This is a genomic window from Paenibacillus sp. FSL R5-0744, from assembly GCF_037972555.1.
GTDB lineage: Bacteria > Bacillota > Bacilli > Paenibacillales > Paenibacillaceae > Paenibacillus_AQ.
Genome location: NZ_CP150228.1, coordinates 3576138 through 3602391, shown reverse-complemented (window position 1 = coordinate 3602391; position 26254 = coordinate 3576138). Strand labels below are relative to the sequence as shown.

General features: G+C 43.7%; 15 protein-coding genes and 1 pseudogene. 3 read left to right on the top strand and 13 right to left on the bottom strand.

Annotated elements, in window-relative coordinates; all coding sequences use genetic code 11:
- Positions 1 to 625: 625 nt before the first annotated feature.
- From MKY19_RS15680 to MKY19_RS15640, 9 genes are all read right to left on the bottom strand, one after another.
- Positions 626 to 1180 carry a CPBP family intramembrane glutamic endopeptidase gene (locus tag MKY19_RS15680; protein ID WP_339804340.1) on the bottom strand — a complete coding sequence of 185 codons (555 nt, stop codon included), beginning with the start codon at positions 1178 to 1180 and terminating at the stop codon, positions 626 to 628.
- Positions 1181 to 1352: 172 nt separating this feature from the next.
- Complete coding sequence (locus MKY19_RS15675; RefSeq protein ID WP_339795912.1) at positions 1353 to 2120, bottom strand: ABC transporter permease; 768 nt, start codon at positions 2118 to 2120, stop codon at positions 1353 to 1355.
- Positions 2117 to 2890 carry an ABC transporter permease gene (locus MKY19_RS15670; protein WP_339264851.1) on the bottom strand — a complete coding sequence of 258 codons (774 nt, stop codon included), beginning with the start codon at positions 2888 to 2890 and terminating at the stop codon, positions 2117 to 2119. Before MKY19_RS15670 ends, MKY19_RS15675 begins: the two co-directional genes overlap by 4 nt.
- Positions 2887 to 3600, bottom strand: a complete 714-nt coding sequence (locus MKY19_RS15665) for an ATP-binding cassette domain-containing protein (RefSeq protein WP_339795909.1) — start codon at positions 3598 to 3600, stop codon at positions 2887 to 2889. Before MKY19_RS15665 ends, MKY19_RS15670 begins: the two co-directional genes overlap by 4 nt.
- A gap of 92 nt (positions 3601 to 3692) precedes the next feature.
- Positions 3693 to 4700 (bottom strand): HAMP domain-containing sensor histidine kinase, encoded by a 1008-nt coding sequence (locus tag MKY19_RS15660; RefSeq protein WP_339795907.1) that lies wholly within the window; start codon positions 4698 to 4700, stop codon positions 3693 to 3695.
- Positions 4697 to 5374: a response regulator transcription factor gene (locus MKY19_RS15655; protein WP_339795905.1), complete on the bottom strand. Its 678-nt coding sequence runs from the start codon at positions 5372 to 5374 to the stop codon at positions 4697 to 4699. The genes MKY19_RS15660 and MKY19_RS15655 overlap by 4 nt, the downstream gene beginning before the upstream one ends.
- 107 nt (positions 5375 to 5481) lie before the next feature.
- A complete protein-coding gene (locus MKY19_RS15650) occupies positions 5482 to 5610 on the bottom strand; it encodes a hypothetical protein (RefSeq protein ID WP_339795903.1) in 129 nt (42 codons plus the stop codon).
- Positions 5611 to 5624: 14 nt separating this feature from the next.
- The gene (locus MKY19_RS15645) at positions 5625 to 7505 is read right to left on the bottom strand and encodes a penicillin-binding transpeptidase domain-containing protein (protein ID WP_339795901.1); all 1881 of its coding nucleotides are present in this window, start codon (positions 7503 to 7505) and stop codon (positions 5625 to 5627) included.
- Positions 7499 to 7741: a hypothetical protein gene (locus MKY19_RS15640; protein WP_339795899.1), complete on the bottom strand. Its 243-nt coding sequence runs from the start codon at positions 7739 to 7741 to the stop codon at positions 7499 to 7501. Before MKY19_RS15640 ends, MKY19_RS15645 begins: the two co-directional genes overlap by 7 nt.
- Before the next feature lie 306 nt (positions 7742 to 8047).
- On the opposite strand from MKY19_RS15640, the gene MKY19_RS15635 reads away from it, so the two are divergent.
- The 3 genes and pseudogenes from MKY19_RS15635 to MKY19_RS15625 all read left to right on the top strand — a co-directional run bounded on the left by MKY19_RS15635 (position 8048) and on the right by MKY19_RS15625 (position 10593).
- Complete coding sequence (locus MKY19_RS15635) at positions 8048 to 8179, top strand: hypothetical protein (RefSeq protein ID WP_339795897.1); 132 nt, start codon at positions 8048 to 8050, stop codon at positions 8177 to 8179.
- 554 nt (positions 8180 to 8733) lie between these two features.
- A pseudogene (locus MKY19_RS15630) lies at positions 8734 to 9900 on the top strand (glycosyl hydrolase family 8); the annotation flags it as partial.
- On the top strand, positions 9877 to 10593 hold the full coding sequence (locus MKY19_RS15625; protein WP_339804338.1) for a discoidin domain-containing protein: 717 nt from the start codon (positions 9877 to 9879) through the stop codon (positions 10591 to 10593). The pseudogene MKY19_RS15630 and the gene MKY19_RS15625, both read left to right, overlap by 24 nt.
- 374 nt (positions 10594 to 10967) lie before the next feature.
- Here the strand turns inward: MKY19_RS15625 and MKY19_RS15620 are convergent, their stop codons facing one another.
- The 4 genes from MKY19_RS15620 to MKY19_RS15605 all read right to left on the bottom strand — a co-directional run bounded on the left by MKY19_RS15620 (position 10968) and on the right by MKY19_RS15605 (position 26249).
- Entirely contained in the window at positions 10968 to 17741 is a 6774-nt protein-coding gene (locus MKY19_RS15620; protein ID WP_339795895.1) for a putative Ig domain-containing protein, read from the bottom strand.
- 109 nt (positions 17742 to 17850) lie between these two features.
- On the bottom strand, positions 17851 to 18792 hold the full coding sequence (locus MKY19_RS15615) for a hypothetical protein (RefSeq protein WP_339795893.1): 942 nt from the start codon (positions 18790 to 18792) through the stop codon (positions 17851 to 17853).
- Positions 18793 to 19136: 344 nt separating this feature from the next.
- Complete coding sequence (locus MKY19_RS15610; protein ID WP_339795891.1) at positions 19137 to 24743, bottom strand: hypothetical protein; 5607 nt, start codon at positions 24741 to 24743, stop codon at positions 19137 to 19139.
- A 297-nt stretch (positions 24744 to 25040) separates the two neighbouring features.
- Complete coding sequence (locus tag MKY19_RS15605; protein ID WP_339795889.1) at positions 25041 to 26249, bottom strand: GDSL-type esterase/lipase family protein; 1209 nt, start codon at positions 26247 to 26249, stop codon at positions 25041 to 25043.
- Positions 26250 to 26254: the final 5 nt, after the last annotated feature.

Here is a 26254-nt window from a genome sequence, read left to right as displayed (position 1 = left end):
CACCGTTGGACTATATAGAGGTGCCGACAGGCATCGCATTATTCCATGCAGATATTTTGTTGCCGCCCAAGGAATGGGCTGTACGTAACCTAAATTAATTATCCACACAAATTAAGGCGACTTTCTTTGTGTGGATTACAATTTAAGTCGTTTAATCATTTATCAGCGTATACACTATTTAGCCATTTCTGCCCGCGTGACTTTACCTTTCGGGTCAAAACGAAGGTTAGCTTTGCCCTTGATTATCCCAGCCCATTTCCGTGCTCGACAGCTTATTTTGCCCAAGAAGATACTTGGTCTTGGTCAGAAAATATACTGACTTGCCCGTTAGATTAATGAAGAAAAGTAAGCAGTAAATACTTATCTAATCGGAAATCGGGACAAGAACTTGTACCGATAAAACAAAAAAAGCCACTAAAATAGCGACTTTCATTGGGACCATGTTTTTGTCCCTCGACTATTGTTGTCTGATGCCAAGAATATAGTCCGATTACCTCTATATCTCTTCTTTCTCTGCATACAATAAAGGCTGATCTTTAACAAATAAAAGATAGCCTTTTTCTAATTGCCCTTTTTAAGAATTTAATCCGAATCTATGTTTAATCGTCGTCGTAGTATACACCCGCTAGTAGAAGAGCAACACTAATAAATTATACAAAGAATGAATAATAATTACTGACCAAAGAGAATTACTTTTCTTATATACAAACCCAAATATAATACCCAACACAAAAACTGTTAATATGGAACTTAGTATATAAGGGAATTCAAACAGACCTTTATAAAACCAAATAGGAAAATGAATCGATACAAAGAGTAAAGCTGTAACTGTATTTGCTATCCAGAATCTAAAAGAATCCATAAGCTTTCTTAATAAAAAACCTCTAAAGACAATTTCCTCAGTAATACCAACCAATAGAATAGTATTAAGCCATCCGTTAAATCCTATTTGAAAATCGATATTATTATTTAAAACGATAAGATTTATTACAAAATAGAATAGTATCAAGGCTAAGGATACCCAACCTGTCCATTTTAGACTTTTTCTAAAGTTATGATGTAACTGTAAATAGGAAAAAGGTTTACTTTTTTCCATAATTATAACTAATAAAATAACAGGAATGACCCAAATAACTATTTTAATAGTGGCTGATGTTATAGCTCTTGGAACGGGTTCCATCAAATCTAAATATTGAACTAACCATAATTCTCTGATACACCATAGGGCGTAAAATATTATGAAATATACCCAAATATAATTTTTATTTACTTTGAATTCTATCAGAAACTCCTCCTTTACTTCTTCGACAATCCTGCCCCGTTAGTTGAATAAGATATAATTATTTAAAAAACTAGGCATCTCGTTTACGGTAAAATACAATAGCTACTGTAATAAAGCTCAGTGTCCATAACATTGAAATACCTGTCCCTTGCATTGGTGTAAGGACACTTATTTCATCAGAGGAAGACGGCATATACATATAAGATCCTGCCGTATCCGGAAAATAATTTAAAAAATTTTTATTACTAGGTAGAAAAACTCTCGTCAATGGACTGACAATGAAATAATAACCAAGCAGTACCACTAAAGCAGGAGTGGTTCGTCTTAATAAAGCACCTACAGCTGCACTGAGAAGTGTGGTTAATGTTAGATAGCCCGTTGCACCTATTAATGTTGTTATCATTGTGTCTATTTCTATCACTACTGTTCTGTCTCTCATCATAATAAAAGTATAGAGTACACCAGATGCAGCAATAATAAACGCCACAGGAATGGTTATAATCGCCAATGCCAAATGCTTCGTGGATAATTGGAACCCACGCCAAGGTATCGTAATTAAAGTAGTTCGAATCTGTCCACCAGTATACTCCGAACAAGTAGCTAAGATTCCAAGAATAATGAACCCTGCTTGAAGATATCCCATAGAAGCAAGTCCTATATTCAGTATATTTTGCGTACCTGTTGCCCCTTGTACACCAACAGAAGTAAAAGCTGCGGCTAAAACTAAATTTAGAATGAATGTACCCATAAGAGTGAACCATATCAATGGTAATGTAACTAATTTATCCAGTTCAGCACCAAGGATTTGTGTTAACTTTCTACCAGATGAGACACTCATGCTGCAACATCCCTCCTATGGAATACAACAGCTGCAACAATGAAAACAACAAGTACCCAGGCAAACATGACTAAACCGCCTGTGAAGGGGGTGTGAAACCCGTCGAATAAAGTGCCTGTGGACGTGTTGTCCGTAAACATAAACATTTCAGCGCCAGCCCTATCTGGTAAGTAAAACGCCAACTTTGTAACCCTATACAACAGGACACTAAATGATACAACGGATGAATTTATTATGAGCACAGCAAGCGGGAGGATGCCATTCTTAGTTAGAAAAGTAATTCCAAGTGCTAAATGAGCAGTGAATGTCCAGTAACAAACTGCACCGATAAGTCTGGACCATTCAAATGCGGGGGCATATTCACCAAGGATAAGATACGTTGCTGACACAGTTGTCATAATAGCAACAATACAAAGCAGTATGCTGATCACAGTCACAGCACCTGCTTTTGCCAGTAAAAAATGAAACCGGGATGAAATAACAGTTAAACTCGTTGTTATCTGTTGTCCTCCACCAGATTCACTGCTCTCTGTCAAATACTCACTGCTGACAGCAAGCACACCAAGAATAATAACGCCTTGCACACCAAGAGCTAACCCGATATAGCCAACTTCCGATAGCCGTGTGCTAACTCCAGCTATAATCTCCTCTTTTTGTGCTATGCTGTCCAAGGAAGCAATAAGCGCTGGTGCAAACGCTCCAATGAGAAAAGCAAGCCAAATACCCGGTAAGGAGAACAATTTAGATAGTTCCGCGTTAAATGCTCTCATACAACATCACCTGTATTTTCAGATGTCAGGGCAAAAAAGGCTTCCTCCAGCGTGGAATGGTTACCTATTACTTCATCCAATGTTCCATCTGCAACGATGGTTCCATGCTTAATAATCACCACATCATCAACCGTCTCTGCAAGCTCTCCCATTAAATGACTGGATAATAACACTGTATTTCCAGATTCAGCACGTTCACGTAAAAATGTCCGAATCCACCGAATTCCTTCTGGGTCGAGCCCATTTACGGGTTCATCTAAAATCAATATTTTTGGATCACCAAGTAGCGCAGCTGCTATTCCCAGTCTTCTCCCCATACCAAGAGAATACTGCCCAACTCTTTTCCCAGCGGCATTAGTAAGACCTACTATTTCCAGAACTTCCTCGACACGTGAGTTAGACAATCCTGCGGCACGAGCAATCCAACGCAAGTGTGCCCGTCCTGTTCGCATACGATGAGCTCCGAAGCTATCAAGTGCGGCACCTACTGTTGCTAGAGGATTATGTAATTCTGCGAATGGCTTTCCATTAATGAGTGCGCTCCCTGAGGTAGCGCGGTCTAATCCAAGCAGGATGCGAAGTGTAGAACTTTTACCTGCCCCATTTGGACCTAAAAAACCAGTTACTCTACCTGGTCTAGCTTTAAAACTGATACCTGATAAGATTTCCCTAGTTCCGCGATGTTTGACTAAGTTATTAATTGTAAGCAACCATAACACTTCCTTTCTGTTATGGTTCTAATTATAAAGAAGCAAAGTTACATCTCGGTTATCAAGCTGTTTACTTCTGGGTTAACTTTAGGTTAAGATCTTCCGATAGCTACTCTTGTGCCACTATCATTTGATGTAAAATCAGCTTTCAGCTTCATTTTTTTCAACATATAATTTGAAGTCGATAAACCAATCCCCGCCCCACGCTCATAGGAAGAGTTATCCATACCTGGACCTCTGTCTGCAACAATGATTTGTTCTTTTTCTATATCAACCACAATATTTACATATTTCCCCTCTACTGCATGACGAAGAATATTCTGAAATAAATTATCCAGAACCCGTGTCATCCATTTAGGATCTGCTTCCCAATAAAAAGTCGCCTCTGTCGGTAAATCAACCTCGATCTGGATTTCTTTTTCTTCAAATACAGGATACCACGCAGCAACAGATGCTCTTACTAAACGTCCAATATCTGTTAAAGTGGGCCTAAAAGGATGTTTCCCTGATGTAAGCAATGTATAGGAAAGTAAATCATCCATTAGATCCCCCACTCTTGTAATCGTATGATTCATTTCTGTTAATGAATTTTGTCCTTCTAGACTCATTGATTCTTTATTTAATCGGGTGACATGTCCTCTCAAAATGGTAAGTGGCGTTCGTAAGTCGTGAGATAAATTCGCTATGAGTCGATGTCGTAACAATTCCTCTTCATGTTCTCGCGTGCGGCTGTCTTCAAGCTGCTGAATCATCCAATTAAAAGAATTGCCTAACTGGTCTATTTCATCCATACGATCACTTTGAACAGATATTGGTCTAGGAAATGAGTTATGATTAGCTGAAAATGACATGGCTTCCTGTAAGCGGGTGAGACGTTTACGAAGTCTTAAGAAGAAAATCCAAGATATTACAACAAATGCGACAATAATAAAACCAAACAAAAGTAGTACAACGTAAAATAGATTTAACGCATTCAGCTCTTCACCATTAATTGGAGATTCAATGAACGCAGATAAGAAAATAAGTATAATTGGAGGCAAAAAGATAAATAGAAAATGTCCTTTTAGAAAATGACGAAATAATGATTTAGTCTGTTTCATAGTTTCACCCGATAGCCTATTCCCTTCAACGTTTCAATAATCTCTGGGGAATCTGGATGACGTTCCAACTTTTGACGCAGTCGATGGATATGTACCATTAGTGTTTTATCGCCAGTTATATATGTTTCTTCCCAGATGGCTTCATAGATTTGTTCTTTTGGTAAAACTTGATTAGGGTGGCGTAAGAAGTACATTAAAATATGATGTTGCTTCGCTGTTAATAAAATTTCTTCTCCTGTGCGTTTGTCAAATACCATTTGGCCTTCTGAATCAACTTCAATATAATTCCCTAATGAAATGCGTTCGGAATGTGTTCCGCCACTTCGACGGATTAGTACTTCTAATCTTGCAACTAATTCATCCGTATGGAATGGTTTCGTTAAATAATCATCAGCAAATTGTAAACCTTCTACCTTATCATCTATCGATGCTCGAGCTGTTAACAGCAAAATAGGAACAGCAGGAGCTGCCTTTTTTAATCGTTTTCCCACAGTAAATCCGTCTAAACCGGGTAACATGATATCCAAAATAACGATTTCATGTTGATTTACTTCTTTTTCAGCTCCTTCACCAGAAAGCAGCCACTGAACTGAAAATCCCCGCTGTTCCAATTCTTCTTTTAGAAAGCTGCCTATTTTCTCATTATCTTCAATGTATAATACATTTCTTTTCAAGTAACATCCCTCGCTCTAAATTGAATTCACTATTAGACAGATTAACACAATCTAAAAAATATTTGTTTAGATGCTCATGAAATCGGCAATGGGATCAAGTTCTTATCTTAAGCAAAGGACAAGAACTTGATCCCATAAAACAGAAAAACCGCGCCAGGCGCGGATTCTAATGGGACTATGTTATTGTTCACCGACACCAATCCATAGTCCAGATATTGAGCCTCCGACCGTTTCAAAATAAAAGCCCTAATCAATCAGCAATTTTCTGGCCGCCTGCATTATTTTTTTCGGTCAGATCGGGTGCGGAGCGCTGCGCGGATGGTGCATTCTTGACGGATATGGAAACACTGCCTCCATCGCCCAATGTAACTTTTGGCACACCCATATAAGACAATGCTTCGGATACGATCTCTTTAAACACCGGCCCCGCCGCAGCACCACCGCCAGCAGCATTAGCAGGCTCGTCAATGCCGACATAGACCACAATCTTCGGATTATTAGCCGGTGCGTATCCGAGAAAGGACGAGTGCACCTTATCGCGGTCATACCCTCCCTTACCGTCGGGTTTAATCGCCGTACCGGTCTTACCTGCTACACTATAGCCTTCAATGTATGCATGGCGGCCGGTTCCATGGACCAGGTCTGCAACGACCTGCTCCAGATAGCTGCTGGTTTCCCTGGCGCTTTCCTCGGAAATAACCTGACGTACCACCTGGGGCTGGGTTACGGTAGTCTTGCCGGTATTCGGATCGGTGGTCGCCTTGACCACGTGCGGCACCATCAGTTTTCCGCCGTTGGCGATGGCCGAGATGGCGGTAAGCTGCTGAATCGGAGTAACAAGCACTTTGCCGTGCCCGAATGCAATCGTCGCGTTCTCTGAAGCATTATTCGGAGTCGGATTGACAATTCCGCTGATTTCGCCCGGCAGGTCAATACCGGTAAGATCGTTAAATCCGAAATCATCCACGTATTGCAGCAGCCTTTCCGGACCGAGCATTTCATAGCCAAGCTTGACGAAGGCCACGTTACTTGACCGCTTCACGCCTTCCAGGAAGGAGATTTCGCCATAACCGCTTCTCTTCTGGTCATACAGTGGCTTGCCGTACCCCTTGATGCGGATAGAACCGGACATGAAGGTTGCGTCCGAATCGAACAAATTCTCCTCCACCGCTCCGGCAAGAGGTACAATTTTGAACGTGGAGCCTGGTTCAAATCTTGTTTTGATGGCATGGTTGAAGAATACCCCTGGATCAGAGGCATATTTCCAGAACTCATTCGGGTTAAAGGTAGGCATATTCGCTAGCCCCAATATCTCCATGGTGCTGGGATCCGCGGCAATTACCGTAATACTCTTGGGTTTATATTCTTCATAGGCTTTCTGCATTGCCTGCTCGATATAATACTGGATTGTGCTATCAATCGTCAGCTTGAAAGTACTTCCATTGACCTCCGGCTGGTAAGTGTCTTCCGAGTCAGGCAGCTTGATGCCTTTGGCGTCGCTCTGGTAGAATAGCTTACCATCCGCACCCTTAAGCTGCTTGTCAAAATACTTTTCGAACCCCATCACCGCGTTGCCATCGCGGTCCGTATAACCCAAAATATGTGCGGCCAGTGTTTGTTGCGGATAATAGCGCTTCTGCTCCCTAATCAGGCCAACGCCAGTCTCCAGAGTGTCATGTTCATCCTTCAGTTTCTCAATGAACTCGTTGACCTTGTCGCGCAGCTCCTGGTCTATCTTCCAGCCTTCATTACGGATCTCCCGGTTCTTCAGATACTTTCCGTTCTCGTCTTTGGCTTCCACGAGCGCCTTAAGCTCATCCTCAGGCTTGCCGAGCAGTTCATGTAGGCCGGTGATAACTTCTCCCCCGATACTGAGAGCGTTAATCGCTTCCGGATTGACCACTACCGTGTAGGCCGGCACATCGCTAGCCAGCATCCTGCCGTTGCGGTCCTCGATCGTGCCACGCACCGCTTTAAACACCGAAATATGGGCCCATTGCTTTGCGGCCTTGGTTTGCCAGAAATCACGATCCAGCACCTGAATCCAGAACACTCTGCCGAGTAAAACAAGAAAAAAGAGGGTAATGCACCCTCCTATAAACAGCGTACGAAGTTTTATTCTCTTCACCATAAGCAAACCCCACAAACATATATATTGCAATTTTCGGCAAATCGCTCGTTAATAGTCACCGCGTTTTGTTCGCTGATATGAATGGTATCGTCGGCATTCGCCTCCTGATATCCCATATCCATGGCTAGCTGAACAACCTTGTCACGGGATTGCTGTTTTTCCTTGTCCCAGGAAGGCTCATTATTGTAGGCATAGGTAATGCCAGGTTTTTTATTAGTTTGATAAATGATCACCATAATGAACACCAGGCTCGTTACACATTGTACAATGTATAACAAGGTAAAAACAACCATTTTTGTGAATCCTTTGTCACTACGCTATTTCGCGAACTTAGGCTACATGTAATAGACAATTGGAACATCTTTGTGAATTCTCCATTTCACTGTATGCGGTCATTCAGATAAGGAGCGCTGAGCCAGCATGAGGTTGAGCAAAAATAAATTCAACGGCTGCCTGCTCGGCTTTATCAATGTAATCAGCTCAAATTCCATAGTAATCTGCTAGAGTTATTCCTTTCCTTCAAGGGTGAAGGATTTAAAATTGTGGCGGCTTTTATCTTCTCAATTACCGCCATTTATGCCAAGAGATTAACAGCATCTATTGATGTCCTGATCGTATCCGGCGCCAGTCTGTTCACCGATGGACTGATGCTCAATTTTCTGACTATGCTATGAAACCGTATGAATATTTCTTTTTCTTTTTGGATGATTTCAGAATGTTCCTCGTGCCAACTAATCCAGTATGACCATGTTGTTTACTATAATCTGTTTAGTATAAACGCTTTTATTTTATGAACATTACTTTTTAATTTATTTTAAAGTATCTAGACACGGCGAAAATAGTTGTGTTACATTTGTGTGAATAAAGTAATGCTGTTTGGCTGGTGATTTGTAACCTGTAGGTGAAAAGTGACGTTGAGGATGCGATGATTTCCTATTGAAGCGCGTACCTTCAAATCTCTTCAGCATATATGTAAAATGTCACTTCCGCCCCAAAGTTAAAGCGCTTAAACTTTAGAAGTGTGAATAACACTTATTGTTAAGCGGTTTACTTTGGAGATCAGTCTAAAGGGAAGGAGGATTCATTGACGTTAATTAAACTAACCATCACTAAAGGAGGAATTTTTGTGTACTCATTGAAATCGACCTCAGGCACAATGAAAGTGATGTTACTTGTCATGCTTTCGGCGGTTATGCTTCTAGCGACATTAGCCGCCCCTGCACCGCTTCAACGGAAAGCTCATGGAGCGGGTGAATTGAAACCGTTTCCTCAACAAGTCAGCTATCCGGGTATCATTAAACCAAACCACGTCAGTCAATCCTCGATGAACAGTTCTGTATCTTCCTACTATGACTATTGGAAGGCTACTTATCTTAAAAACAACTTGTCCTCGCTGCCAGGAGGGTACTATGTAAAAGGTGATATTACTGGCGAAGCGGACGGCTTCGATCCTCTCGGCACATCGGAAGGCCAAGGATACGGTATGGTTATTACCGTGCTAATGGCTGGATACGATACGAATTCCAGAACAATCTATGACGGTTTGTTCAAAACGGCTAGAGCGTTCAAGAGCTCTAATAATCCGAACCTGATGGGATGGGTAATAGCAGATAGTACTGGGGCTCAAGGGCACTTCGGTTCAGCAACAGATGGGGACCTCGATATCGCTTACTCCCTTATTCTAGCTGATCGCCAATGGGGCTCGACTGGAACGATCAATTATTTGGCTGAAGCCAAAAAGATGATTGGCGCTATTAAGCTTAGCAATGTGACAACTAACAACAGGCTGAACCTTGGTGACTGGGATACGAAGAGCGCCTTGAATACGCGTCCCTCCGACTGGATGCTCAGTCATCTACGGGCTTTCAATGAAGTTACTGGAGATTCAACTTGGCTAAATGTCATCAATAATCTGTATAACGTATACAGCCAATTTACAGCAGCTTATTCGTCTAGCACAGGTCTGATTTCGGACTTTGTGGTAGGCAACCCGCCTAAGCCGGCCCCCCCAAACTATTTGGAAGAGTTCCCTGAAACAAATGAATATAACTACAATGCAAGCCGTGTACCACTTCGTATCGTAATGGATTACGCCTTGTACGGAGACACCCGTGGTAAGGATATCGCTAATAAAATGGTAGTATGGATCAAAGGAAAAACAGGCAACAATCCGAACAATGTGAAGGACGGTTACCAACTGAACGGTTCGAATCGCGGTACTTATGCGACAGCGGTATTCGTAGCGCCTTTTATCTCCGCAGCGACGACTACCAGCACGCATCAAGCTTGGGTCAATGCAGGATGGGACTGGATGAAGAACAAAAAGGAAAGTTACTTCAGCGACTCCTTTAACATGCTGAACCTACTGTTCATCTCGGGGAACTGGTGGAAGCCTACCTACAGTGCAGCGGATACTCAAGCTCCCTCGGATCCAACGAATCTGAACGCAACAGCAGCTTCAAGCAGCCAAATTAATCTGAGTTGGACTGCTTCTACCGATAATGTCGGTGTAACAGGCTACCGGGTATTCCGTGGCGGCGTGGAAGTAGGAGCGCCTACAGGCACATCCTTCAGCGATACCGGACTTACCGCATCGACAGCTTACAGCTATATGGTAAAAGCTGTCGATGCCGCAGGCAACCTGTCTGCTAACAGTAATACCGCATCAGCAACTACAAGTTCAACTCCTGCTGCCGGTATCAACCTTGCGCTGGGCAAGACAGCGGTAGCCAGTTCTATCGAAGGTGTAGGATTTGAAGCTTCCAAGGCAACAGACGGCAACTCTACTACCCGTTGGGCGAGCATCGAAGGAAGCAACAATGAATGGATTTACGTCGATCTGGGCGCAACCCAAAGCGTAAACCGCGTCAAGTTGAATTGGGAAGACGCTTACGCTAAAGGCTACAAAGTTCAGGTGTCTAACGACGCAACAACATGGACGGATACTTACGTAACAACGACCGGTAATGGTTCTATTGACGATATTACATTTACCGCAAATAGCGGACGTTACGTCAGAGTGCTCTGTACTGCTAGAGGGACCGTATACGGATATTCGATATTCGATTTTGAGGTTTACAGCTCTTAATTGAACAAATCCTGGCGGATATGACTCTGTCAGGATTTGTTTGTCTAAAAGAGCAGAATGTAACTTCTCGGGAGGTTCGTTAGTAAACGAATGGCCTCTTTTTTGATCTCATTTGAGATGTCTTAAACTTCTACCCTTTAATCTCCATAAAAATGCACCCCCTAGAATTTCATCGGACAAACCAGGGGGTTTATCCAATATCTATTCTAAGGGGTGCATTTCAGTTATCATCAAGACTTTTTTGATGATAACTGAAAATGAAATATTCATAATTATTCAGCGATTGCCTTTTCAACGTCCTCGAAACGAATCTTTATGAGACGCTGCAGTGCATGTTAGAGGGTTTCGTGTGTAGCTGCTATTGTTAGCGAATACTACTTCATGATACTAATGGATTTCGAAGTATTATTGAAGAATACATCTGCACCAAAATATTCAGCAATGAAGCGTAACGGGAGCATAGTACGTCCGTTTACAAGTTCAGCTGCAACATCCATTCCTGGTGCAAGTTCACCGATCGCAATGGACAAAGTCTGACCTTCCAAGGTAATCATTACGGTTTTCGTAATGTTATCCCAGCCTACATTTGCTCCTATGCTCTCCGCAACGAAGCGCAGTGGCACTAAAGTTCTGCCTTTAACTACCATCGACTCAACATCCATACTCATTTCGATTCCGTTTAATTTATACCCTTTCTTACCTAGAGTAAGTTCTAATTTCACAGGTTCAGGCTTGATTGTAACAAAGATATAGCCTAGTCCTTTTGCCGTGAAGGTAAATTTACCTGTCTTATGGTCATATTTGCCGCCTAAGCGTTCCATGTTACCGTCCAATCGAAGCATGACACCGCATAACATGCTAATATCGTTAGTCGACAACTTCTCTTTTGTCAGATCGAAGGTTACTGGTATAAGCCCTGTATAATCCGTTACTTCCCGGCCATCTGCGAAGATCTTCAACTCATATCCCCGCCCTATAACTCCGTCTCTATCATTTACAGGTTTAATGACAACCTTCATACTCTTGCCTGTATTCAACTGCTTCAACAATTCAGGGGACAATTCAACAGATACGGTGTCATTCGTAACGATTAGCGGTTTGTTGGCTTTAATAATCGCACCGATCGTATCGTTTTGAATCTCAAGCTCATCTTTTCCGGCTGACATCGTCAATGCAATGGAATTGCCTTTCATCAGCTGCTCTTTGATTGTAGCATCAATAAGATCTGCTACCGGTGATTCTGGAGAAGGAGTCGGCGTGCTGATTTGGCCACCTGATCCTCCGCCGTTATTATTTGCAGTAATTACGATAGTTAACTCTATCGTATCCATGCCAGCATGGTTAGAAGCCGTAACAGTGAATTTGTATGTTCCCGCTTCATTAGGCACCCCTGAAATAACACCCGTAGCTCCTTCTAATTTCAACCCTGCAGGTAAATAATTATCTCTCACTGTCCAGGTAATCGGTTCGTCGCCGTATACCGCTAATGTTACCGTATAAGGTTCTCCAACTTTGCCGCTTGGCAGATTCTTAGTGATAATCTCCGGAGCTGTTTCCACTGGCTTATCCTCATTAATCTCGATGCTCAATACTCGCTTATCTATACCAAAATCATTCGTTGCGCCAACAGTGAATTCGTAATATCCTGCCTCTTGAGGCGTACCCGAGATAACGCCTGTTGCTTCATCTAGGTTCAAATCTACTGGCAAATCTCCTCCCTGGACCTTCCAAGTAATCGGTTCGCTGCCGTATACCGCTAATGTTACCGTATACGGTTGTCCAACTTTGCCACTCGGCAAAGTCTTAGTGATAATCTCCGGAGCTGTGTCAACTGAGACATCTTCAGTGATCACTATATTGAACGATTTCGAGTCACTGCCTGCGTCATTGTTAGCTTGAACTTTAAATGTAAATTGACCACATTGATCCGGTGTACCCGAGATAACACCTGCATCTTCCTCCAAACTCAATCCTGATGGCAATTGACCATCTACAACAGCCCATTTGATCGGCTTATCGCTGTCAGTGGTAAGAACTGCCGAATAAGGTTGTCCTACCTTGCCATCCGCAAGTGATTTCGTCGTAATCATTGGCGCAGTACCTGCGTCTTCAACCCATTTCGCATATAATTCAATATCCCTTGTAACAGGATCAGCAACGAAATCCCAGACATCGTTTAATTCTGCATCTTGATACCAACCGCCGAAAATAGTGTTTTCTTTTGTCGGCGCTGTTGGCTCGGTAATTGTCCCGCCCATATCTGCGAACTTCATCACCACTTCGCTTCCACCGTTGGAATCAAAAGTTACCGCATAAGGGTTGTGTGCGCCGATGGAAGGCGTTCTGCCGCTAAGTGGATTGCCGAAGAAGTCTATTCTCTCCGTCATATGAGGCAGAGCGTTCGCGCGATCCACATATGGGCTTACAATCTCGGCACCTGCACTATAGGCCAGGTTATTACCGTCAGCAAGTCGGAACCCGTTCATCGCACTGTAATCAAGCTTGGCATCCACTGTTCCGCTGTTGGTAATCCAATGTTCCGGCGCAGATTTATAATCATTTAATATAGAGTTAAGTTCCTCTTCCGATACATAGCGGTTGTCTGTTGCTGTTACGCCTGCACCTAGATACCCGCCTCCGCCTGCGTTCATGCTACCAAAAAGATTAGCCGGATATACAATGTTGTTCGTAAAACGTCCGGCTGCAAATGAAGCTGATGTTCCCCCGCCTTTCAGACCAACCTGGTTGTTTGCCCCAGTGTAGGCAAAAATATTATTTTGGAAATAAATATGCAAGTTGGAGGCCGTCGGATCAAATACTAACGAATTGCTATTCTTCAATGGTGTGACGATGACATTGTTATAGTATAATCCGCTTAATTCCTCGCTCGTTGAAGAACCTCCCGCAAGTAATATAAGACTGTTAAAGCTCTTGTTAAAATCCGGGCTGCGACCGTCGTTCACGCTAATGTTATAGCGAACGATATTGCCCTTGGCAGCATTCATCTGTAAGTACCAACCGCCATAGTTATTTCGGCTGTAATTGTATTCATACACATTGTCCTGACAATAGTTGTCAATGTCCCATGCCATACCGTCATTACTTGCATGATAAGGGTTGTCCACGGCTTCATTATAGCGGAAGATCGTGCCTTTACTTGCCATAATCCACGCTGCCGCATAGTTTTGCGAACCTAGATATGTTGGCGTTGTATTATTTGGCCCCCAGTTCGTAACCAGGTTGCCGCTCTTATCGCTTAAATAGCTGTATCCGCTGTCTGTGACCACATTTCGTTCCACAAGGGAGTTGTTCCCACCGGACATGACAATGCCATCTCCAACCGAACTAGAAATCCAGTTGTTTCTAAACACAGCGTTTGATGCCCAAGGATAGCTTGAGTTACTCCAAGTAATGCCTGTGTTATTCGTCCCAGGATTGCTTGGTCCGTAGGCATTGTTACGAATACCTTCGTTATCGCAGCGAAGGGTTTTATTTCCTTCAACCAATATATCTACATAACCATTAATAATGATGCCGCCGGATACCTTACTTGCTCCATTTGCTTGGTGCAGCCCATTAACATCATGAACGTAGTTATCTCGAATGACGATGCCTTGCATACGAGCATCAGCATAATCTTGAATATTAAACTGACCTTGTCCCAGCTTGGAAATCCGTGACATTACAGCGATACCGGAACGGCCATCACCTGCTTTATTGCCGATGTTCGTTACTTCAATTCCACTGACTAACCAATAGTTAACGTCATATAACTCAATTGTACCGTTTAAGGAAATGCCTGATGGGCTTGACGCTGTTCCTCCACCATTAATTATCGGGCGTTGGTTAGGGTCGGTCGTATTATATTTTGTAAGCGTAATCGGATTTCCTTCCTCACCATTGCCGCGCAGTCTGATTTGTTCGTTCCATACACTATTCGCATCCAGATAAATGGTTGAACCTGGCATAAATACATATTCATTAACCTTGGAGATTGATTTCCATGCCGTAGCCGGTGTGCGTCCATCTGCATGATCGTCACCGTTATTGGAGAAATAATAATCACGGACTTCAAGTGGTAGAATGTTCAACTCGAATGTGATTTCGGCAGGATTCAGATCCAGTCTAATGGTATATTTTCCTGGCACGATATTATTTCTTGCGAATGATTCTTTGTTAATTTTCAATACATTACCGCTAACCGTATAATCCACATCCCGCTGCAGTGTTACATCGCCGATCTCCACTCCAGCTAGATCTGCTAAATCAGGATTTACGATGATATTATAGTCGTCCAGACCAATAACATATGTGCTGTCTTCCAAGTGGCTATACTCTTTGGGCATGAGCTTTAGCGTAATAGAAGATGTTCCGGTATGGGCTGTTATTCCACTATCGATAACATATACGTCATCGATAAAGTGCCTTTTCTGTATATCCTTAATCGTTCCAGCCTTGTTGCCCCAGTTCGTAGCAAGCTGCAATGCATCAATCTTGGAAATATTGTTCTTAACTAGGGTATCAAAATTTCCGCCATCTGTTGACTGCCTTTGAATGTCTTGTCCATCGATTTTATAGGTTGTTCCCGTTGATGTAACGAACCATTGAAATTTATGCCAACCTTCGCTTCGCTTGACATCTACTGGATAGAATCTCCCGGATGAACCAGGTCTGACTGCGTAATTGGTCAGATTTGCTGCCCAGTCGCCATCTCCATTGCCATAATTGATTGCGATATGTTCATTGGATGATGGGGTTAAGCCAAAGACTGCGTGATCATTGGAAGCCGCTTTGCCATCATCATAGTACCAAGCAGTAACGATTGTTGTCTTACCGGTTGCAGGGGCGTAGTTATAGGTACCTGGAACAGTAGCCACCTGACCGGCGCCGCTTGATGTCGCGGCCTTTCCTCCGGTACGGGACATCACATCACTGTGAACATATCCGTTCGCACCATTTGAAAATTTCTTCTCCCCTTCAAATCCATCGTAAAACTTAGTGTCAGCCTTATTGAAGTAATCAACGCTCACATGTACAGTGACCTCTTCGTTCCCTGTCGGAACATAACCTTTCTTAACTGTCACGAATCCGGCATCATCAACTTCAATTTTATTCTTGTCTTGATCCGCCGGGCTGAAGCTGATGTTATCAGCAACGAATACATCTGCAGTGTCAACGATTAACCGCGTTTTATCTCCGGCCCGTAAAGTATCATTCTGGCGAATTAGCGCAATGTTAGCTGAATATTGTGCACTCTCCGCTGATTCATCAGAGTCCAAGAATCGTGAGGTTGCGTCGCCGTTTGCTTTTACTTTAAATGTATCATCTAAAGTCGGGGATAAAGCCGCATCATTGCTTGTTACTGCAATCGGGCTTCCATTAGCCTCTCCATTCCTGAAGAGTTGAACCGAATAGGCAGCTGCGTTAGCGATGCGATCCCATGTAGCGTATGTGCCATTCCATCTGACATTTGCCGGTGCAGGCAATTTCTCGATCTTCAATATTCCAGATGCTGCAACTTCTTCACTGATATCTCCCGCATTATTAATGACAATGGCTGTAACAGTGTAGTTTCCCACTCCCAGTGCTCTTGCATAGGGCAGAACATGATGCCTTTCATGATTGTTAGGCTGGTCGGGTCCTCCATTTTTCGATAAATAATAACCAACAGGTCCACCGTCTTTGAACAGTGTTACAAGGGTGTCACCGTAATTGGAAGCGCCACTATAAATGCCCGTGTCCGAGTCAAGCGTCGGGTTAATTGGCGCATTCACCTGTGTATTTGTGGTTATCAACAACGGTGCAGCATTGGATTTCACCACAATTCCATCTGCCGAAGACACTTCGCAATAATAGAAATTGCCTTGTTGTGAAGCTGCGTCCACATTTGGAAGCGTTAATAGCGCCTTATCAGCTCCGCTGACTTTTGTCCCGTTCAAGCCAGACTCGTCGTCAGATACATACCATTGATATGCTGAAGCAGCGGCTGATGCCGCAACGCTAAATGTTGCCGTCTCACCTTGTTTCACTTCTGCCGCTGTTGGCTGAGTGATTATTTCTAAATTTGGCAATCCACCGGGAGGTACCAAATTCAATGTTAATGTTCTGGTTCCTGTTGTTGTAGCCACATCTTTAACAACATAAAAATCGTCGATTAGATGTTTATTTTTAATATAAGCTTTGTTGCCTGACTGGTTGTTCCATCCTCCAGCTATTTTAGGCTGAATGGTTGTACCGCTCTTCATAGCTTTGTAAATATTACTTTGCGCTGAATCGGATATTAATGTTCCGTCTATTTGTAAAGTCGCACCATTCGGTGTAATGAGCCACTCGAATTTATGCCAGCCTGTGGAACGTAAAGCCCCGCTATCTTTCCAACGATTGCCTGCTGTACCCGCTGATGATGGTGCATATGCCCAAGTATATCTAGTCGGGTTATGAATAACATCAGCCTCTGAACTTTGATAGAATGTCCCGGCAAAGGTGGCATTTTTGCCATCTACAATAGCAAATTGAGTTCTATCCGTCGCTGTCTTCTCCTCATCAGGATACGGGTCAAAATACCATGCCGTCATCTTATAATTGCTACCTGCCGGCAATGCCACGTCTTGGGCTACATTTTCATTATTCGTATCATTCGAAGGTGTAATCGCTTTCAATCCAGAACGGGACTGAGCCTCGGAAAGCGTGTATGACGAACCTAATTTGCCAGTTGATGTCATTGGACCATTGTTGTTCTCGAAATCCTCCATGAATAATACATCTGAGTCATGGTAATAACTCGCCGCGGCCGTGATTGTCACCGGGATGCCCGGAGCACCTGGCAACGCAAATGTATAACCGCTAGCTAAAGTAATGTTCCCCTGATTATTAACAGTTAAAAGATTCGCATTGCTGGAATCATAATTAACCTGGTCAATAACCGTTCCTTTCACGAGACTGCTTAAAGGCGAACCTTTATAGGTAAGATTCACCCTGCCTGCCTGACCTGCCGCTTGTGTCAATTCTAGTACAACAGAGTCAAAAGATTCGCCCCCTCCCGCAGCTGACACTTCAGATGAAGGCGCTAAGCCGAACAGACCAGGGAACACCAACGAAGTTGCCGTAATCATCGACAAAGCTTTTTGTATCCATTTCGATCGTATCATCCAAAAACTTCCTCCCTTTGAAATTAATAAATTAATACTTTATAAAAAATCTGCATCTATGGAAGCCTCAATAGACATAGATTTTTATAAACTTAAAAGCATAACTATTCTAGTTCACTACTAATTCACTGAATCGATTACCGTTATATACAATCTTCAACTTATTCGTATTTGCAATTAACGCTCGCAAGTCAGACTCCGCCGATCCGTATAGAATGGAATCTTTCACTTCTTCCAGTTTAAGCTTGGTGATTTCCGGTTTTGTGGTTAATGTGGCAACGACATCCTCGCCCATATATTTACCGATTACTGTCTCACCTACAGAAGCAGCAGCTAAAGACTCCCAGAACTTAAGAGACTCGGTTTCTTCTTTAGATATATCCAAACGGTTTAGCACTTTCTCTTCCTTGGCCTGTCCCGCTGTCGCTAACGCAGCCGTCAATTCATTTGCAACATGAACATATTCCGCACTTTTTGATGCATACTCAACTTGCAACTCTGCTTTGCTCATTTTCGTTTTTTTAACCTGCGTTTCTACCAAATCCGGCCAACGGGCGCCACTTAAATATTGCATGTATTGATTTAAATCAAACTGAGGCAATCCATAGTAAGTCCCTTCTGAATCATCCATCTTAGCTCGCTTAACATTTTCATCTTCCATGTCGGATTTTAGCTCATCAAAGCTTTTGTAAGGGGCGATCCCCCGCTCATCTGCAATAAATTGCTCCTGCTTGGTCTTTAGCAATGCAGTCATTGCAGATTTTTTGGCGTATTCAGTTGGGGTTTCATGATTTTCTCCGTATTGACGTGTCCAGAAGCCCTCATCTACTTGGACCCCATAAGTTCTGAAGAAATAGTCTGCCGTTATAGCTCTATGCTCCTTGACATAAAATTGAAATTCGTCCTCTGTTACGGCGTATCCATCTACTGTAAATATCCAATCTTCAGGTAGCTCCGCCTTTTTGTTAGTTAAACTCAACACGAGTAAAGCAAGAACAATCAGAGTGGTAAACAAAATAATCACGGTTGCTTTTCGTCTAGTAATCCCCATGACGCCCCCCCCTTTCAAATATTAAACCTAGCTTTGCAAGAAAGCCTATGACAGTGAAATTCATCGCCGTTGCTGGAGAAGTTCCCGAATTTAAATGGTTAGACATAATTGTAAGTTTAGCTGCCCTCTAATGTAAGCGCTTATTTATACTGAATTAAAACAAATTTGACATGTTCAAAATACCACGTTTGGTTGAAAACACCCTGCTGATCTAGCATGAGCAGTATTATGTAAATATCACTCAGTTGTGAGCCTTGAAAGATTTGCATTTTACATAGTTCAATACTAAATTCCAAGAAATAAAAAAGCCGAATGGATTGTTCTCATCCACTCAGCTCATAGGTTTATTTTACAATAATCTGTATAGTATCACTTTCCGTTGTTCCACTTCCATTCATAAACTCACAGCGATATTGATAGATGCCAGGCGATTTCCCTGAAATTTGTGTAGTGGCCGATTGAGCACTTGGTGTTTGTGAAGATAAAGATTGCGTTTCAATAAGTTCGCCATTTTCATATAATCGATACTGTATTGCGTTCGTGCCCCACCACATATTAGCAGTAATGTTATAGTCCCCATCTTGATCCCAGTTGTCACTAGACAAAACAGGTTTGCCGGGCTTCGCATCAGTCACGGTGACGGTGTGTGGATCACATGAAGTCGTTCCATACAAATTCGATAACTCACATGTATACACATAGGTTCCATTCGGCTTTCCTTGAATAGGCATAATGGAAGTCTGAGCAGCTGGCGAAACATCGGCGAGTGACTTCGTTTGGATCAATTGGCCATTCTCGTACAGCTTATACAGTGTGCCATTGTTTCCCCACCACATATTCATCGTAACCTCATAATTGCCATCATGTAAGCCTGTCGCAACACCGCTATTATTCGATAGTGTCGGTTTACCTGGCACCCCATTTGCAAGCAACGGCAGACTACTGGAATGGCGTTCGAACTTGACTGCATCAGCCCTGGTATAAATCATATCGGCAGGTAGAGTTGGCGGATCTACCGTTGTCGGAGTAACCCTTGTTAAACGAACATACTCGCTGCCGTCTCCAGTAAAGTCGAACGTTCCTAGATTAACCCAACCCGACGAGCCAACGGTTGCATCGATATACGTGACCTCGGTAACCGACTGATGCTTCACTTCCACTTTGACATAATTGTCATTTGCCGTCGTATGGACGAGCTTGTAGATGGAGACCGTATATTTCCCCTCTGGAAACTGGCCTTTCCACGTCGCTGAGGATCCTTGAACGGTAGAGTAACGGGACTTCACACCAATTTTGTATCCGGCTAAATTGCTTTGGCTCCAAGACCCTTCTGTCGTGTACAACCCAGTCGTATTCGTGCTGTCGACAATAACCGTTAATTCCCTGATCGCAATTGTCAAAGGCGGTGTTGTTAAGGTCACACCGTCAATCGTTACAGTGGCCCATACCTCAATGTGATCCTTTTCCCCGTCGAGACTTAGAAGGGTCAACAAACCGCTACTGTCCACTTCAGCCAGATCGGTTCGATCAACGAAATACTGCACATTTGCCTGTGATAGATCACCAATCAGACCATTATCCAAATAGCCGGTTACGCTTAGTTGTGCGGTTTGAGTCATCTGCAGTTCGTTCCGATTCGACAGGATCACCGCAGACTCCAATTGCGGTATCTTGTTCGGGTCCACCCACATCATCGCATCGGCAACTACCCGTGACTTATTGGCCTTATTGGTTAATTCCACGTACCCACTATCGCCTGCTGCAAAAGGATAAGCACCCAGGTACACCCAAGTCCCATTGGCCGTTGTCTCATCTACGGTAACCGTCTCGGAGCCTCCGCTATAATAAACGGTAAATGAGGCATTCATTGCCCAATTTTCACTAGCAGCGGTTATTTGCGGAAGCTTATAGTACACACTGTAAGTAACACTTTCCGGCAGCTCAGGTCGCCATTTAATTCTACTTGTCGCTGTGCCGGCAGTCGATTTGGCATACACATAGTTATCATAGTAATAGTCGTTAGCCGTTGTATCCCGTATCCAGATCCCTTCTGTCTCTGCCTCCGTATTATCCACAATGATGGATGAACCCTCCTGCCAATCCGGTTGAGCTGGAGTTTCGGTTACCTGATCAGGCAGAAAGAGAGTCCGCTTGCGAGTCTGTTTCCCGTCCGATTCCACATAATAAGTGAAGGTTTGGGATAAATCGTTTACCCGTATCGACCATTCCATCGGATAGATCTTATCTGGAATAGTTGTATACGTAGCCCCGCCATCCAAGGAATAATGGATCGTCGCTGGTTTCGTCGTTTTTGCCTGCACATAAGCATCGTAAGCCGTTTCGTCGGGCTTGACGATCAGCATGCCTTTAACCGCATCTATTGGACTGTGGATATCGAAGAAATAGCTTGCTTCCGATGTTTCAGCAGTTCTGACCTGGTGCAGCGGCACTTCAATGTTGAGTCCTTCCACTATGATAGCGGTTATTCCCTTGCTTGAAACCGTGGCTTGAATGATTCCGCCACTCATAACCGCTTGCTCTGGTGTGCCATTGTCGCGGATGATGGTTACGGAATAATCTTGTGCCGGGTTGAACCCAATGATTTGCGCATTCAATTCGATCGGAGTCTGAACTTCAGCTGCCGATTCGTTGCTTAACCCGATGTAGAATTTATTCCCGCTCTCTCCCGTTATCCAATTCAATTGAGAATGGTTGGTCTGAATTATCCCCTTAGGCATCCAGAGCCAAACGTTGGAATTACCGTAAAAATGACCTGGTTTATTTCCATAGAGGTGATATTTGAACCATAGAAAATTAGTTTCAAATACAGAAGGAAATGTAATACTTCCATTCGATTTCAACGATTGCTCGCTGATCAAATAATCCATCGTTTGCCCGAGCTGTCCCGGTATATGGTGATAATAGATGGATGTAGCCCCGCTTGGGCCTTCCAGAGGAAACTCCGGTTCAAGTTGACTAACGGCGAAGCCCTTATAGTAATAACCTGGATAGCTCGAATATCGTCCGATGACTGCATTATGAGCAATATCCTGCAGCAATTTATCGCCTGTATAGAGCGACAATCTCAGCATGAATGGAGCTTCCTGAGCATTCATCCGATAATAACCAGTTGTACTTCCCGCTTCAAACGTCAATCCATTGGGAGAGACAAGCAAACTATCCGCTTGTACGCCTCCGGCTACATCTTCTGGGAGCTTGATCCGAGGATATTGATATTTACCACTTTCCGGCCAATGGAACGACTCCGCGTAATTATACGTCTCAGGCTGCGGAATCGTAACGGCACCTTCAGGAACCGGACGAGCAACGAACATAGTTGCATACCGTTTGGCTTCTTTATAAGCAGCATTCAAGTATTTGATATCCTGAGTTTCCTCGTAAAGCTCCAAGATCTCCATCCACAGCTTGCTATAATAATAAATGAACTCATTTTTACTCACATTTACGGATGCAGGCGTATCAATATGCTGCATGATATAGCTGTCGGCTGCATCCTTGGCAGCCTGTAAATACTGCGCATCTCCCGTCATACGATACATCATCAGGGGCTGAATGACAGGACCCCGGTCTTTCTGGTCAGGATCACGCACGAGGTACTCTTCCTGTGCCAGCGCTCCAATTCCTGCCGTAGTCCCCATCATCTGATTGACAGCGGCTACGCTTGAAAAATCAAACGGCAAGGTTGCCATTTTCCATAACGACGGCACACCGTATACTGGCTTCTGCGTCGGCGACCAGCCTATACCATTTCGCGATAAGCCATACTGGACGGACGGCAATGCTCTCGTATCGTAAAGCTGGTCATCCCCAGTCAAATAGTAAGCCCCCAAAAGAACCCCATTCGAGCTTGTTCGAACACTATCCTCGTTTTCGATGTCAATAAAGCCCTTGGCACGGCTCCACCATCCGCTGGGTGACGGGACATAATCAACAGAGTCATCCCCTTGCGGCTCTATCTTAAGTAAATCGATCATATTGAACATCGCGTCAGTAAGCGACTGATCTGATACATTTTCCCGGTATGCGGAATAACCGTACTCATTGCGAAGAATATCCGCGTAGGACTCATACAAATTGCTTTTTTGAGCGATTAGTCCCATATGAAATTGATAAGTGCTTTCTGCGGTCATTTGCGAATAAGTCCCTAATTGAGGAGCATACAAGATTGGCTGCACGCTGCCTTCGTTGTTGACAAGGCTCATGCCAAGCCTTTGTTTCGTAACACCTCCCGTCGGTTCAAATTCAACCGGGAGCTCATCCGAAGGTACAAATACCCCATACGTCAATGGATTCCCCGAACCGTCATTCTTTTCAACCAGACTCATTGGAGCGCTTAGCTCCCTTAAGCTTGTTGATTCCACCGAACCTACCATTTTGGCGTGTGACCTGAAACCATTTAACACTTCATTGATGCCAGAGATTTGCTCAGTTGTGAAAGACTGATAGCCGATCACGTAATTGCCATCCCGGCGGGGTGTAAAAGCGAAGGAAACATCAGGTTTGTCCCCTAACATGGACCAGTTCACTTGTAAATCGTAATCGCTTCCATGTGAAGAATCGGTTAATATCGCCGTGTGGCTGTCAGGGAAATCAATCTCGTCGAATGTAATCCAGCGTTTGTTCATCGTATCGTAGTAATTGGTTAGACTCCCCGCATTTCCATCCATTAAGACCCATTGCTCTTCAAGTCTTTCCGCCACATTATTGACAGGCACCCAGTTCCCCGTATCCGTGTCCTTGTAGAACATATCACGAACGATGGATTTGCCACCATCCCAAGCTGCTTCATAGAAGGTTACTTTGTAGCTGGCATTCACGATGCTGCCTTTTTCCGTGTAACTGAGATTCGCCAATGTACGGCTGCGCAGCGGAGGCAACGGCGGAGCTTGCTGCCGGATATTCCCTTCAAACTTGACCGCATCGGCCCGCGTAATGATCTTTCCGGTCGTAGGTTGCGTTCGAGTCAGTCTGACAAATTCGCTATCATCACCACTGAAATAATAGGACCCCAAATCAACCCATCCGGCCGATGGGCCCGACGAGGGCCTCAGATCCATGAACATGACATCCGTAATCCCATTGTGAACAATTTCAATTTTAACATTACTGTCTGCTTTATCCGCCCAATCAAGCTTGTTGAATGAAATTTTCGCCGTTCCTGCTTCCAATCGCGGATTCCATGTGATGCTTCTTCCTACTGCATCGGTAAATTTGGAACTGGAATTATTATATCCCTTCACTCCCGTACTTGTAGTCCAATAAGGAGCGGAGAACCCGTTATTTGCGTTATCTACATCAGTGGTGACGACATCATCAATCGTGATGCTTCCATCATCAATGATGATCGTCTTATGCGGCTCTTTTTGCTGAATATTCCCTTCGAACTTGACCGCATCAGCTCGCGTAATTATCGTGCTGGTTGTGCTGGTAGACCGAGTTAATCTAACGAATTCTTTACCATCTCCGGAAAAATAGTACTCTCCCAAATCAACCCATCCCGCAGGAGCACCAAATGAAGGCCGCAAATCCATATAGAGAACATCAGTCGTTCCATTGTGGACGATTTCAATTTTGACATTGCTATCTGCTTTATCTTCCCAGTTAAGTTTGTATAACGAAATTTTCGCCGTTCCCGCTTCCAATCGTGGATTCCAGGATATCGCTCTGCCGGCTGTACTCGTATATTTAGAACTGGAGTTATCATATCCCTTCACCCCTGTACTTGTGGTCCAATTCGGAGCTGAATATCCGTTGTTCTCGTTACCCACATCAGGTGTCACAACATCATTGATCGTGATGCTCCCGTCATCGATGATAATCGTCTTATACGGTAAGGGCTCCGCGTATGCGGTCCTTATTCCGACTAGGCTGAAAGGAACTAATATCGTCACGATGAAAACGATTAAGAAAAACAGCTTCCTTTTTATCATACAACTCACAGCCTCCCTTTTGTTGATAACGCTTTCAAAATAATGTTGCCCTCCTTTGTTCGAAGATCGTATAGAAGCAATTAGCCTTATCCTTCTGACTAAGCCCGCTCTGTCGGTTTTATCATAGCATGTTACAGAACTGTGAAATTTCTTTAATTTTAAGAATTTCTTATAAGATTTTAAGCAAGAAGAAACGACTTTGTCGTCCTTTAAAAAAGAGACCTACATGATAACTGCCCGCTCAACTGCAGTCAGTTATCATGTAGGTCTACCAATTGTACAAAGCCTAATGATTAATTATAATGGCGGCTGCACTAATAACAACTTTCCAAGCTGAATCACCGTTTGATCATACCAATCTGGATGCTGCCGAACATGCTCTCTACTTCGTTCATTGCCGCATGCTTCAAACACGGCCGCTTTGTCTGTCTTCTCGGTATCGATTTCAAAGCGAACCGTATGTTTTCCATTCGAAAGCTCCGGCAAGAATACATACTGATTTCGATTATGATCGTTGTGTAGTGTGAATCGATCGATAATAAAGGGTTCCCCACCATCCACCGACACCTTCAATCTGCCAGAATCAGGCCCACCGATATCGAATAAACCGATATGGGTGCCCTCGAACTGCACCGTGATAGCCTCTCCAGGATCGACTGCTCGCCATAGGCCGGGGAACAACCAATTGTACTCGCGCACTAAAGCAAAATCATCGGGCGTCATGTAAGACCATCCTGCGGAAAAAGTAGTAAGACTATCCAGTGACAGCATGGTCGCATACTCCCAAGGATTAGCCGGAACCAACGGATTCTGAGGTAAGTGATGTACTAACCTTCCCTGTTGACCTCTGAGTTCGATAATTGCCTCAAATGACCGGGTGATCGTATCCGTGTAAATCTGGTGTCCTTCGGGAATAGTCGGATGGATCGAATCATGCGTAAAAACAACGGCTCCAGAAATGGACACGTCTTCCCTTGAGGTAAAAACGAGTTTTCCCTCCGAAACCAAGTGACTGACCGCTACGCCCAGATGAATCGAAGGAATACCATAATAGTCGGCCACTTCCTCTTGCATTAGAGCCCCCTTCTGGTATTCCCCAGACTGAAATAAGGCCACATCCCGCTCCTTCAGCGTATAAACGAACAGGATATCGGTAAACCGGCTCCGCTTGCGGATCTGACGGACAATCCCTTCGATCCGCGCCTTGGATTCGGGATCTCCGCCATCGTTACCGACAAATTCAACAAATACTAGATCAGGCCGATGACGCAGTACATCTGTCTCCAAACGGGCACAACCCAAATCCGATCCTGTCCCATTAATGCCTGCATTCACAGTGCGGATATCCGCCTTAGGATATTTCTCACGAAGCCAATCCGCCGTCATGACCCTGTAGCCTTCAGAACGGGTATTACTGCCGCCGAAATAGACGATTGTTACGGTATCCCCATTTTCCAATTTCTGAATTATATTGGGGAGCCCATTACGTGGGAATAATTCCTTCATCGTTA